11 protein-coding genes are annotated in these 12,962 nt (G+C 72.1%); 7 read left to right on the plus strand and 4 right to left on the minus strand.

The annotated features are described in order from the left end of the window. Window positions 1-16 precede the first annotated feature (16 nt). Window positions 17-1,204, plus strand: a complete 1,188-nt coding sequence (locus KZ829_RS34345) for a glycosyltransferase (RefSeq protein ID WP_220148010.1) — start codon at window positions 17-19, stop codon at window positions 1,202-1,204. A 91-nt stretch (window positions 1,205-1,295) separates the two neighbouring features. On the opposite strand, the gene KZ829_RS44245 is transcribed toward KZ829_RS34345, so the two are convergent. Next, window positions 1,296-1,862, minus strand: a complete 567-nt coding sequence (locus KZ829_RS44245) for a TetR/AcrR family transcriptional regulator (RefSeq protein ID WP_220148011.1) — start codon at window positions 1,860-1,862, stop codon at window positions 1,296-1,298. Between the two features lie 60 nt (window positions 1,863-1,922). Between KZ829_RS44245 and KZ829_RS34355 the strand changes: the two genes are divergently transcribed. The 6 genes from KZ829_RS34355 (at window position 1,923) to KZ829_RS34380 (ending at window position 9,000) form a co-directional block, all read left to right on the plus strand. Next, complete coding sequence (locus KZ829_RS34355) at window positions 1,923-3,566, plus strand: FAD-binding protein (protein ID WP_220148012.1); 1,644 nt, start codon at window positions 1,923-1,925, stop codon at window positions 3,564-3,566. A 106-nt stretch (window positions 3,567-3,672) separates the two neighbouring features. Further along, the gene (locus tag KZ829_RS34360; protein ID WP_246636761.1) at window positions 3,673-5,133 is read left to right on the plus strand and encodes an FG-GAP repeat domain-containing protein; all 1,461 of its coding nucleotides are present in this window, start codon (window positions 3,673-3,675) and stop codon (window positions 5,131-5,133) included. Between the two features lie 176 nt (window positions 5,134-5,309). After that, complete coding sequence (locus tag KZ829_RS34365; RefSeq protein ID WP_220148014.1) at window positions 5,310-6,452, plus strand: DegT/DnrJ/EryC1/StrS family aminotransferase; 1,143 nt, start codon at window positions 5,310-5,312, stop codon at window positions 6,450-6,452. Then, a complete protein-coding gene (locus tag KZ829_RS34370; RefSeq protein WP_246636762.1) occupies window positions 6,449-7,090 on the plus strand; it encodes a sugar transferase in 642 nt (213 codons plus the stop codon). The genes KZ829_RS34365 and KZ829_RS34370 overlap by 4 nt, the downstream gene beginning before the upstream one ends. Further along, window positions 7,083-7,715 carry a NeuD/PglB/VioB family sugar acetyltransferase gene (locus KZ829_RS34375; protein WP_220148015.1) on the plus strand — a complete coding sequence of 211 codons (633 nt, stop codon included), beginning with the start codon at window positions 7,083-7,085 and terminating at the stop codon, window positions 7,713-7,715. The genes KZ829_RS34370 and KZ829_RS34375 overlap by 8 nt, the downstream gene beginning before the upstream one ends. A 13-nt stretch (window positions 7,716-7,728) precedes the next feature. Continuing rightward, entirely contained in the window at window positions 7,729-9,000 is a 1,272-nt protein-coding gene (locus KZ829_RS34380; RefSeq protein ID WP_220148016.1) for a glycosyltransferase family 4 protein, read from the plus strand. Here KZ829_RS34380 and KZ829_RS34385 read toward each other — a convergent pair. From KZ829_RS34385 to KZ829_RS34395, 3 genes are all read right to left on the minus strand, one after another. Further along, window positions 8,919-10,112 carry an O-antigen ligase family protein gene (locus tag KZ829_RS34385; RefSeq protein ID WP_220148017.1) on the minus strand — a complete coding sequence of 398 codons (1,194 nt, stop codon included), beginning with the start codon at window positions 10,110-10,112 and terminating at the stop codon, window positions 8,919-8,921. The genes KZ829_RS34380 and KZ829_RS34385 overlap by 82 nt on opposite strands. 174 nt (window positions 10,113-10,286) lie before the next feature. After that, on the minus strand, window positions 10,287-11,567 hold the full coding sequence (locus KZ829_RS34390) for a lipopolysaccharide biosynthesis protein (RefSeq protein WP_220148018.1): 1,281 nt from the start codon (window positions 11,565-11,567) through the stop codon (window positions 10,287-10,289). After that, on the minus strand, window positions 11,564-12,943 hold the full coding sequence (locus tag KZ829_RS34395) for a tyrosine-protein kinase domain-containing protein (protein ID WP_220148019.1): 1,380 nt from the start codon (window positions 12,941-12,943) through the stop codon (window positions 11,564-11,566). The genes KZ829_RS34390 and KZ829_RS34395 overlap by 4 nt, the downstream gene beginning before the upstream one ends. Between the last annotated feature and the right edge of the window lie 19 nt (window positions 12,944-12,962).

A 12,962-nucleotide genomic window follows, 5' to 3' on the forward strand; every position in this document is an offset into this window, starting at 1 on the left:
CGGTAGGTTTCCGTGGGTGGCGACCTTCATCATCTACAGCCCCGGTGCGCTACAGCCCTACGGTCACGCCTTCGACTACGTCGGCGGACTCGGGTCCGGTCTGTGCGACCAGGGCCACCAGGTGCACGTCGTGACGCACGACGGGCCGCTGGTGCTGTCCGATGTCATTGTGCATACTGCCACCTCCGCGGTCTGGGACCGGCTGCTCGGCGTCCTGCCGTCGAGACTGCGCAGGCACGCGTTCCGGCTGATGGCGGAGCCTCGCCTGCTGTCCACGCTGCGCCGGGTCAGGGCGGAGCACCCGGACGCCCCGGTGTTGTTCGAGACGTTCGAGTACCTGAGCCTCGCCCGCTATCTGCGGCGGCACAACGGAGGGCTCACCGGGGGCATCTTCCACTCCACCACCTTCCGCTCCGAACGGGAAGGCGTGCTGCGGACGGCGTACAAGCGGGTCTCGACCCGGGCGGCACGGCGAATCGCACGCAGCCTGGACGTGGTGTACGTGCACGGCCCGCACCTACGCCGCAGGCTCCTCGACGAGCTGTCCCTGCCCGAGACCTCGCCTGTGCGGGTGCTTCCTCACGGTGCCCCCGACCCCGCCGAAGTCGTGCTCCCCACCCGGGAGAAGGCGCGGGAGGTGCTCGGGCTCCCGGCCGGGAACATCCTGCTGTCGTTGGGCACGCTGCGCCGCGACAAGGATCTGTCCACGCTGGTGCGCGCCGTCGCGGCCAGCCCGGGCTGGGTGCTCGTGCACGCCGGCCCAGAGGGCGACGCGTCCTACCGGGAGCTGGAGCAGCTGGGTGAGGCAAACGGGCTCGGCGACCGGCTCGTGATCCACAAACGGTTCATCCCGGCGGTCGAGCATCCCCTCTACTTCGGCGCGGCCGATCTGGTGTCCGCGTTCTACGACCCGGCGATGACGCACGAGAGCGGGACGGCGAAGCGGGCGCGCGCGTTCTCTCGGCCGTTGCTCGCGGCGGGCCCCCCGGACCTGCTCGACTACGTCACCGAGCGGGGCGTCGGCTACACCGTCCCGCCCCATGACGTGGATGCGGCAGCTGAAGCCCTCCGCCGTCATGCCGGTCTGTCACCCGAGGACGCTGCGGCGCTCGAGCAGCGCATCCACCGCGCGGGGCAGGAGTTGTCGTGGCGAGCGGTCGCCGCGACCATCGCCGCCGACCTCTGCCCGGACCATACGAGGTAGTACAGCGGCCGCCATTTGCCAGCTGGCCAGGGAATACTCTCGGCTGAGTCGGGTGCGTTGGTTCGGCCGGCCGATTGCCGGCTGAGAAGGGCTACGACGGGCCGAGTCGTGGAGCAAGCAGGCGCAACGCCCGCTGCACGGCCGGTCCGATGTCGGCGGGTTCGGGCGTCGTCGCGACCACGCCGTAGATCATCCGGTGGGCGAGAAGGATGTCGTCGACGGTGAGCCGGGCGTCGACCAGCCCGGCCGCCTGGGCGGGTGGCAGGGCGGTCCGGACGAGGGCCAGCATGCGCTGTGGGCCGGAGTAGCCCGGCATGCTGCGGCGGGCGTCGACGGCCATCTCGACGAAGGCCGCGGATTCGATGGTCAGCTCGACCATGCGTTCCCACAGGCGGCCGAAGGTGTGCTCGTCGGGTGCCGCGCAGATCGCGTCGAGCTGGGCGAAGTTCTCCTCGAAGACGGCCAGCGCCAGGTCGAGCCGGGTGGGGAAGTGCCGGTAGAACACGCCCTGGCCGACGCCGGCCTCCTTGGCGATCGCGCTGAGCGGCACGTGGTAGCCGCGTGCGGCGAACAGCCGGCGGGCCGCGCCGAGGATCGCCTGCCGGTTCTCCGAGGCCGCGGCCGGGCCACGGTTGACGCGGCCGGAACTCGTGCTCATAGTGATCACCCTAACAACCGGACAGCATTGTCCGGATGCTCGGATGTGAGGAGCGCCGCCATGACCATCCCTGACAGCTGGGATCACACCTACGACGTCGTCGTGATCGGCTCCGGCGGCGCCGGTTTCGCCACCGCGCTCGGCGCGATCGACGAGGGACTCAGCGTGCTGCTGGTCGAGGGCAGCGCCAGGTGGGGCGGCAGCACCGCCATGTCGGGCGGCGGCATGTGGCTGCCGAACAACCCGCTGATGCGCCGGGCCGGGCTGCGCGACTCCCGCGAGGAGGCGCTCACCTACCTGGAGGCCACCGTCGGCGTCACCGGCCGGGCCACCTCCCGGGAACGCAAGGAGGCCTTCGTCGACGCCGTCGACGACTTCGTCACCACCGCCGAGAAGCACGGTCTGGTCTTCGCCCGCGCCACCGACTACCCCGACTACTACCCGGAGCTGCCGGGCGGGAAGATCGGCCGCTCGCTGGAGGTCGAGCCGCTGAACTCGCGCATCGCCGGCGCCTGGTGGAAGACCGGCAACGCGCCGGCCGCGATGCCGGTGAAGACCGACGACGTGTGGCTGCTCGGGCGTGCCTGGTCCACCCTCGGCGGCTTCGCCCGCGGCGCCCGGCTGGTCCTCCGGGTGCTCGGCGGCCTGGTCCGCGGGCACCGGCTGGCCGGTATCGGGGCGGGCCTGGCCACCGCGTTCCTGCGGGCGGTCGTGATCGACGGCAGGGCGCCGCTGTGGCTCGGCTCGCCGCTGGAGGAGCTGATCGTCGACGACGACGGCCGGGTGGCCGGGGTCCGCATCACCCGCGACGGCCGGCCGGTGACCGTCGCCGCCACCCGCGGCGTCATGCTCGCCGCCGGCGGGTTCGACCACAACACCGAGTGGCGGCGCCGGTTCCACGGTATCGACGGCGCCCCGTCCGGCAATCCCGGCAATCTCGGCGGCACCATCGAACTGGCCGAGAAGGCCGGCGCCGCGGTGGAGCTGATGGACGACGCGTGGTGGGGCGCCTCGGTCGCGGCCGCCCCCGGGCACGTGCCGGCCTTCATCGTCGGGGAGCGGTCCCTGCCGTACTCGATCATCGTCGACGCCCGTGGGGACCGTTTCGCCAACGAGTCCGAGTCGTACGTCGATCTCGGCCACCACATGCTCGAACACGACAAGGACGGCGCGTACTGGATGATCGCCGACGCCCGGCACGCCCGCCGCTACCTGCGCACCTTCGCCTTGGACCCGCGCAACAACCGGGCCATGCGCGAGGCCGGGATCCTGGCGAAGGCGCCGACCCTGGACGAACTGGCGGGCCGGATCGGTGTCGAGCCGGACCGGCTGCGCGCGACGGTCGAGCGGTTCAACGGCTTCGCCCGCTGCGGCGTCGACGGCGACTTCGGCCGGGGCAACTCCGCGTACGACCGCTACTACGGCGACCCCACGGTCCGGCCCAACCCCTGCCTGGGCCCGCTGGAGAAGAGCCCGTTCACCGCCTTCAAGGTGGTCATCGGCGACCTCGGCACCAAGGGCGGCGTCCTCACCGACCCGGACGGCCGCGCCCTGCGCGAGGACGGCACCGTCATCGACGGCCTGTACGCCGCGGGCAACAACTCCGCCTCGGTGATGGGCCGCACCTACCCGGGTCCCGGCTCCACGATCGGCCCCGCGGTGGTCTTCGGACTGCGTGCCGCCCGGCACATGGCCCGCGGGTGAAAGTACGCCTTTCGGGTGAGTGACGTCATGTGGCACATTGGCCAGGCACATAGGCGAGTAACGGGGGGTCTGGTACGACATGGCGGTTTCACGGCAGCGGCGCCGAATGCTCAGGGCGTTGTCCGCGGCGACGATCGCGGCGGCGGTGCTGTCCCCGGTGGCGCCGGCGTGGGCCGCTCCCGGCTATCCCGCGCTGGCCCCGTGCGTGCCGGGCGTGGTGACGGCGGCCGACGAGGCGATCGCCGCCCAGCTGAAGCCGATGATGAACGGCCGCCGCCTCGGCTCCGCGGTTTCCGGCCCGCGGATCGCCTGCGCCCGCGTGATCGTCGCCACCGTCCAGTCCCGGGGGCTGGGCCAGCGCGCCGCCGTGATCGCCGTCACCACCGCGATCGCCGAGAGCACGCTGAACAACCACACGGTCGCCTACGATCACGACAGTCTCGGCCTGTTCCAGCAGCGGCCCTCGCAGGGGTGGGGTAAGCCCGCGCAGGTGGTGGACCCGGTCTACGCCACCAACGCGTTCCTCAACGCCATGCTGCGCAAACACCCGGGCGGCGGCTGGATGACCGGCGACATCGGAGCGATCTGCCAGCGGGTGCAGGGCTCGGCACTGCCGCTGGCGTACGCCCCGGAGGCCCACGACGCGCAGCTCATCGTCGGGCGGTTGTGGACACAGTCGGGTGCGGCGCCCGCACCGCAGCCGACGGCGTCGTCCGGGCCGTACCAGAAGGCGCTCGCCGCGGTGGGCACCCAGCTGGGCGCTCTCGCCGGGCGGCACGAGCTCGCGCTGGCCGACTGGAACGGCGACGGCCGGCCCGACCTGTTCGTCGTCGAGGGCACCGGGACGGCCAGCGGCAAGACCGAGATCCGCATCATGGACGGCGCCGCCAACTTCGCGGCCCTGCTGCTGAACAGGGTGACCGCGCTCGACGAGACCGGCGACCTGTACACCTACGCGATCGCCGACATCAACGGCGACAAGCGTCCGGACCTCGTGGTGGTGCAGCGCTCCGGCACCACGAGCGGTACCGCCGAGGTGACCGTCCTCGACGGGGCGTCGGCCTTCCGGCAGCAGCTGTTCCACACCGGTACGCCGCTGGCCGCCAACGACGAACGCCGGGAGTTCGCCGTGACCGACTGGAACGGCGACGCCCACCCGGATCTCGTCGTCACCAAGACCTCCGGCACCACCGGCAACCGGATGCAGGTCCAACTTCTCGACGGAGCCGCGAACTTCCAGCGGCACCTGACTCCGGCGATCGTCACCGCGGAGGCCGCGAACCCTGACCACCGGGTGCTCGTGACCGACTTCAACAACGACCGGCGGCCCGACCTGGTGATCGTCGAGACGTCCGCCAGGGCCGACGGCCGGACCCGGCTGCGCGTGCTCGACGGGGCGACCGGGTTCCAGCGCACGCTGTTCAAGGCCGACACCGCCCCGGGTGTCACCCACCACCTCGAGCTGCTGATCACCGAGTGGAACGGCGACCGCCGCCCGGACCTGATGCTGGTGCAGGAGAACGGCACCGCCAGCGGCCGTACCGAAATGGTGGTCCTCGGCGGTTAGCCGGACCCGGAGGGGCCGGGGACGACCCCGGTGCCGCATCACCCTCGGTGATATCGCAGACGACTCTCAGCGGTACGCCGATTGGCCGGATGTCAGCCGTTTGTGCAGCTAGCATGGCTGGCGAGAAGGTCGAGCCGAACACTCCCCCTGGTGTCGGTCACGATGGGTGGTGGGGGATGCAAGCCGATGATCGCGCCGTTCTGCTGTCCGGACCGGATGTCGGCGAGCTGGAGCAGGAGTACGTTCTGGCCGCCCTCCGCTCGGGCTGGATCGCACCGGTCGGCCCGGATCTGGACCGGTTCGAGCGGGAGATCGCCGAGCGGGCCGGGGTGCCGCACGCGGTCGCGGTGAACTCGGGGACGGCCGCCCTGCACCTGGCCCTGATGGGTGTCGGCGCCGGTCCCGGTGACGTCGTCGTCGTGCCCACGCTGACCTTCGTGGCCACGGCGAACGCCGTCATGCACGCCGGCGCCACTCCGGTCTTCGCCGATTGCGACGCGGCGACCGGCAACCTCGATCCCGGTCTGCTGGCCGGCGTGCTCGCCGAACTGGACGTCGAGGGGGCACGGGTGCGGGCGGTGATGACCGTCGACCTGTACGGCCAGTGCGCCGACTACGGGCGGATCCTGCCAGCCTGCGACCGGTACGGCGTACCCGTCGTCGAGGACGCGACCGAGGCGCTCGGGGCCGCCCACGCCGGGCGACCGGCCGGCTCGTTCGGGCGGGCGGCGGCGTTCTCGTTCAACGGCAACAAGATCATCACCACGTCCGGCGGCGGCATGCTGGTCACCGCCGACGAGCGGCTGGCCGACCGGGCCCGCTACCTGGCCGGTCAGGCACGGCTGCCGGCCGAGCACTACGAGCACGGCGACGTCGGCTACAACTACCGGCTCAGCAATCTGCTGGCCGCGCTGGGCCGGGCCCAGCTGTGCCGCCTGGACGCGATGATCGAACGACGGCGGGCGCTGCACGACGGGTACGCCAAGATCTTCGCGCACGTCGACGGGGTGAGCATGCTCGGCGGCGACGACCCGGCCGCCAACCGCTGGCTCACCGCCGTCGTCGTGGATCCGGACCGGACCGGCTGGCGGGCGCGTGACCTGGCCGTACACCTGGCCGCACGCAAGGTGGAGACGCGGCCCGTCTTCAAACCCATGCACCGCCAGCCCGCGTACGCGCACGCCCGCGCCTTCCTGACCGGCGCCGCCGAGCGCCTGTTCGCCGACGGCCTGGTCCTGCCCGGCGGATCCGCGCTCGGCGACGACCGGGTACGCCGGGTCCTCGACGAGATCACCGAGTTCCTGGAAGGCCACCGATGAAAGCTCGATTCACCGACATGGCGCAGCGGGCCATCGACATCGGCGTGTCCGCGACCGCCCTGGTCGTCACCGCGCCGGTGATGGCCGGGGTCGCCGCGGCGGTGGCGGCCAACCTGGGGCGCCCGGTGCTGTTCCGCCAGCAACGGCCGGGTCTGCACGGCCGCCCGTTCACCCTGGTCAAGTTCCGCACCATGCGGGACGTCGACGAGCGGCGCGGCCTGGTCACCGACGCGGACCGGCTCACCGGCCTGGGCCGGGCGCTGCGCTCCACCAGCCTGGACGAGCTGCCGACGTTGTGGAACGTGCTGCGCGGCGACATGAGCCTGGTGGGACCCCGGCCGCTGCTCATGCAGTACCTCGACCTGTACAGCCCGGACCAGGCGCGGCGTCATCTGGTCCGCCCGGGGGTCACCGGGCTCGCCCAGGTGAGCGGCCGGAACCTGCTGGACTGGGAGGAGCGGCTCGCGCTCGACGTCTGGTACGTCGACCACCGCTCGCTGGCGCTGAACGCCAAGATCTGCCTGCGGACCGTGCTGACCCTGTTCCGCCGGGAGGGCATCTCGGCGCCGGGGGAGGCCACGATGCCGCTGTTCACCGGTTCTCCGCGGGCCGTGGCGGAAGCCGACGGCGATGCCTGAACCGGTCGTCATCGTCGGGTGCGGCGGTCACGGCCGGGAGATCTTCGGCGTCATCGCGGCCATCAACGGCGTCGCCGACTCGTGGAAGGTGCTGGGCTTCCTCGACGACACCCCGTCCGAGACGAATCTGCGCCGCCTGGACCGGCTCGGCACCGCCTGGCTGGGCCCGAACGCGTTGCTGGGGGACCTGGACGCGCACTACGTCATCGGCATCGGCGACCCGCGGACCCGGGCCGCGGTCACCGCCCTGCTGGAACCGTTCGGCAGGCCCGCGGCCACCCTCGTCCACCCGGCGGCCGGCCAGGGACCGCACAACCTCGTGGCCGACGGGGTGGTCCTGTTCGCCGGGGCCCAGATCACCACGAACGTGACCCTGGGCCGGCACACGCACCTCAACCAGAACGCGACGGTCGGCCACGACGCGGTGCTCGCCGACCACGTGCAGGTGAATCCCCTCGCGGCGGTGTCCGGCGACTGCTGCATCGGGCGGGAGGTGCTGATCGGCGCCGGCGCCGTGGTGCTCCAGGGCCGGGAGGTGGGTGACGGCGCGACCGTGGGCGCGAGCGCCTGCGTGGCCCGGGACGTCGGCGCCGGGCAGATCGTCAAGGGCGTGCCGGCCAGATAGCGGAGATGACATCGTGCGGATCACCTACATCCACCAGTACTTCAAGACGCCCGGGATGTCCGGCGGAACCCGGTCGTACGAGTTCGCCCGGCGCCTGGTCGACCGCGGCCACGAGGTGCACATGATCACCGGCGATCCGGACGGCGACCGGGCCCGGGCCACCCGGGAGGCGGGCATCGTCGTGCACTGGCTGCCGGTGCCGTACAGCAACGCGATGTCGTACCGTCGCCGGATCGGCGCGTTCTTCGACTTCGTCCGCCGGTCGACGGTCGAGGCGGCCCGGATCCCGGCCGATCTCGTCCTGGCGACCAGCACCCCGCTCACCGTGGCGATCCCCGGCGCGTACGCGGCCATGCGCCGCCGTGTGCCGATGGTGCTGGAGGTCCGCGACGTGTGGCCGGAACTGCCGATCGCGATGGGCGCGCTCCGGTCACCGGTCAGCCGCTGGGCGGCCGAACGGCTGGAGGCGTGGGCCTACCGCCGGGCGGCCCACGTCATCGCGCTTTCCCCGGGCATGGCCGCCAGCATCCAGCGCCGGTTCCCCCGGGTCGGGGTCACCGTCGTGCCCAACAGTTCCGACATCGGCCTGTTCGCCGGGGCCGACCGGGCCGGGGCGATCCTGCGGCAGGAGACGCCGTGGCTGGGGGACCGGCCGCTGGTCCTCTACGCCGGCACGCTCGGCCCGGCCAACGGCGTCGACTACCTGGTCAGGATGGCGGCGTGCCTGGCCGAGACGGCTCCTGACGCCCGGGTCGCGATCGTCGGCGACGGCCGGATGCGCGACAGCCTCCGGGAACTGGCCGCCGGGTTGGGCGTGCTGGACCGCAACCTGTTCCTGCTGGGGCCGGTCAGCAAGGAGCGGGTGGTGGCGTTCTTCGGCGCGTGCGACCTGGCGACGTCGGTGTTCGTCGACATCCCCGAGCTGGGGAACAACTCGCCGAACAAGGTCTTCGACGCGTTCGCCGCGGGCCGCCCGGTGGCCGTCAACCACGGTGGGTGGATCGCCGACCTGCTCACCGAGAGCGGCGCCGGCCTGGTGCTGCCGGCCGGCGATCCCGGGGCGGCGGCCATCGCGGTCGCCGACTTCCTGGGCGACGAGTCCGACCGCACGTCCGCGCGGGCGGCGGCGTCCGCCCTGGCCCGTGACCGTTTCGACCGTGACCTGCTGTTCGAGGACTTCGAGCGGGTCCTGAACCGGGCCGTCTACCGCGGCAGCGGGGCGGGCGCCCGCGCGGGCCGGACCACGGCCAGCAAGAGGAAGATCCACATCAGTCGCGCGTCGTAGTAGTCGCCGGAGAACAGGCTGGTGGCGCCCATGAAGATGCCGCAGTAGGCGGCGAACCGGGATTCCAGGCTGCGTTCGCTCCTCGGCACGGCGGTGTAGGCGTGCCACAGGCCCAGCCACGCCAGCGCCAGCAGTGTCAGCCCGACGAACCCGCCCTCGGCCGCGATCGACAGCGGCAGGTTGTGCACGTAACTCTCGCCGGAGCCGAGATCGGCGATCGTATGGAAGCCGTTCATCCCGGTGCCGAGCAGCGGCCGCTGCCAGAAGATCTGCAGCGCCATCTGGTACAGCACGTCGCGGTCGGAGGTGTATCCCTGCTCGACGGTCCCCTCGAGGAACCGGGTCCGCACGAAGTCGGCGATCGACGGCCCGGCCGTGACCACCAGGATCGCGGTCATCGCGACCATCAGGGCGAGCGGCTTGGCGATCCGGTCGATGTTGAACCGGGGCCGGATCGCCAGCAACGCGACGGCCACGGTGATGGCGAACGAGATGAGGCCGCCCCGGGAGCCGGAGGCGACCGCGCCGAACAGGAACACCGGGATCGGCGCCAGCCACGTCAGCTTGTCGCCGCTGCGCAGGTACAGGTAGAACGACGTGAAGACGCCCATGATCATGAGGCGGATGAACACGTTCGGGCCGCCGCCGAAAGCCGCCCACCGTCCGGTCACGTCGCGGCCCAGCCCGGCCGCGCCGGCCAGGAAGTAGATCCAGGCCGCGACGTAGAACATCTTGAAGGTCATCTCGGTGACCCGGTCACGGTCCCAGGCGGCGAGATTGAAGTAGACCACCAGCAATCCGGTGATCGCGCACAGGTCGCCGAGCCCCGGCCCGGTCACCGAGCCCGGCGGCACCCACAGCACCGACAGCCCCTGATAGCCGAACAGCAACAGGATGCCGAGCAGCGCATGCCCGCCCTCGGCCGGGCATGGGCCGACCCGGTGCGCCTCCAGAACGAGACCCAACAGCAGGATCAAGAACAGGGGTACGCGTACGTCGTTGAGGATCGGGATGTTCAGACCGGCCCGGGTCAGCGTGAAATGGCCGGCCAGGGTCACCACGAACGCGAGCAGCACGACCAGGCCGGGCCGGGGCGTGTCCGGGGCGGTCATGACGGTGCTCTCTTGGTCATGCCCGCCCGGCCCTCGCCTGCGAGACCGTCGTCAGCTACGGCCGGGTGCCGCTCGGTGCGGTTGGTCATGACGGTGCTTTCCTGGTCATGCCCGCCCGGCCCTCGCCTGCGAGACCGTCGTCAGCTACGGCCGGGTGCCGCTCGGTGCGGTTGGTCATGACGGTGACCGGCGCAGGGCGTTCGCGGCGAGCCCTACCGCGGTGAGTCCCAGCACCGTGGCCGCCGACAGAAGTCCGAGCATCGACGCGTACGACGGAGTGAGGAACCGGGTGCCGACGGCGATCATCACGACTTCCACCAACAGGCAGGCGACCAGCAGTTGGCTCATCGGCTTGGCCTCGAACAGTACGTCCAGCGACGGCCGGGCGGTGTAGAACATCGCCAGCGGGACCGCGGCGAGCACACCGAGCCGCAGCACCGGCACCGCGGCGTCGAATTCGGGGCCGAGGAAGCCGTGCACCATCGGCGGGGCGAACAGGATGATCACGCCGGTCGGCAGCGTGGCGACCACGCCGGCCAGCAACGGCAGCACGGCGAGCCGCCGCCGTACCGCCCGGTGCTCGCCGCCGTGGTGGAAGAGGCGGCTGAGCCGGGGCATCAGCACCGGGGTGAGCATGGCGAACACCGAGCAGATCAGGGTGACCGCCGAGGTGGTGAATCCGACGTATCCCGCGTCCTCGCCGCCGGTCGTCGTCACGGCCACGGCCAGGGTGGGCAGCGTGAAGAGGGCGGGCAGGGCCAGTTCCCCGGGCATTCGGCGTATCCCGTACGCGATCAAAGTCCTGACGTCCGGTTCCGGAGCCGTGGACGTGGACGGGGCCGGAGGCCGGCGCCGCCGGACCGCGAAGGTCGCCCCGAGGCCCACCACCGCCGTGGCGAGGCCCTGGAGCAGAAGGAAGTCCTCGATCCGGTCGGTGGCGGCGAACGCGGCCAGCGGGACCACGGCGCCGCCGATCCCGGCGGTCAGATTCGAGGCGACCACCTGGCCGGCGCCGCGGAGGGCGGCCAGCGCGACGGCGCACAGGCTGCTGCCGGCCAGCGTGATCAGGACGGCGGTCGTCGCGGACCTTCCGCCGGGTAGCCCGAGCAGCGCGGCGATCTCGCCACCGGCGACCGCGCCGGCCAGCGTCACGGTGGTGACCAGGCCTGCCTCGATGGACAGCGCCTGCAGGGCGAGCCGCCGGGTGGTGTGCACGGTACGTGGCAGGAAGCGGTAGAGGCTCACGCCGAGGCCGAGCAGCACGGCCGGCTGCACGGTGCTCACCACGCTCCGGGCGATCTGGTAGAACGAGAACCCGTCGACGCTGCCGCGCTCGGCGACCAGGTGGAACAGGTAGAGCCCGATGCCCAGGACGAGAAACTGCACGAGCAACGTGGCGACGAAGTCGCGGCGTACGGTGGCGGGCACGGCCCGCAGCAGTGACCGGAGGCTCACGTGGCCGGTCTCTTCCCGCCGCCCTGATCGCCCCGGGCCGGCCCGGACCCGGACAGGTAGGTGTCGTAGTTCGGCACCGCGTCCGGGCCCTTGCGGGCGACCATGTTCAGTACGCAGCCCAGCAGTGTGGCGTCGACCGCGTGCAGCGTCCGGACGGCGGTGGTGACCTGCGCCGACGTCGTCCTGTGGGCGCGTACGACCAGCAGCGTGCGGTCGGCGCGGGCGGCGACGACACCGGCGTCGGTGACCGGCAGCAGCGGCGGGCAGTCGAAGATCACCACGTCGAACCGCCGGCGGGCCTCGTCGACCAGCTCGGTCATCCGCGATGAACTGAGCAGCTCGCTCGGGTTCGGCGGGGTCCGTCCGCCGGCCAGCAGCCACAGCCCGGCCCCCCAGGGCTGGAGGACCTGCGCCAGCGTCGCGCCGCCGTCCAGCACCGTGCTCAGCCCGGCCGCCTCCTCCCGGCCCAGGAACGCGGCCAGCCGGGGACGGCGCAGGTCGGCCTCGACGATGAGGACCCGCTGCCCGGCCTCGGCGAACAGCAGCGCCAGCCCGCAGGCGGTGGCCGAGCGGCCCTCGCCCGGGACCGCGCTGGTCACGGCGAGGGTCTTCACCGAACCGGCGGCCGCGGCACACTGCACCCGCGTACGGACCTCGCGCAGCGCCTCGGTGCGGGCCGAGGCGCCGCGCGAGACGACGGGGTCTCCCGGGTCCGTCGGCACCCGGGCCAGCACCGGCGCCGAGGCGAGGACCTCGAGCGCCTTGGCGGTGCGCACGGTGTGGTCGGCCACCTCCCGGCCGACCACACCGATCGCGCCCAGGATCAGGCCGGCCATCAGCGCGAGGGCAAGGTTGTTCAGCACGTCTGGCGACACCGGAGCCGTGTCGAGCGCGGGGCCGGAGACGACGGTGACCCGAACCGTCGGCGGCGCGACCGGAGCCGGCCGCTCCAGTTCCTCGACGACCCGCGCGAAACGCCCGGTGAGACGGGTGAGCAGCAGCAGGGCCCGGTCGCGGCTCTGGTCCTGCACGCTGACCTTCATCATCACCGTGTCCGGGACGGGCTCTGCGGCGATCGCCGCACGGATCTGTTCGGCGTCCATGTCGACGCCGGGCGTCGCGGCCACCGGGGTGACGACCTCGTCGCTGGTCAGCAGTTCGGTGTAGGTGGACATCCGGTTGAAGTTGAACAGGCTGGCCGGGTAGGCGTCGGCGCCGCTGACGGCCGGGGTGGCGAAGAAGAACGTGACGCGCGCGGCGTACACGGGTGTGGTGTTGATGTTGATGATCGTGGCGACCCCGAGCGCGACAGCGACCGAGGCGATCAGCAGCCACCGGTGCCGCCTGACGACCCGGAGGTATTCGCGCAGGCCCACCGAACCTCCCCGCACCCCT

The sequence above is a fragment of the Actinoplanes hulinensis genome, from assembly GCF_019429605.1.
Lineage (GTDB): Bacteria > Actinomycetota > Actinomycetes > Mycobacteriales > Micromonosporaceae > Actinoplanes > Actinoplanes campanulatus.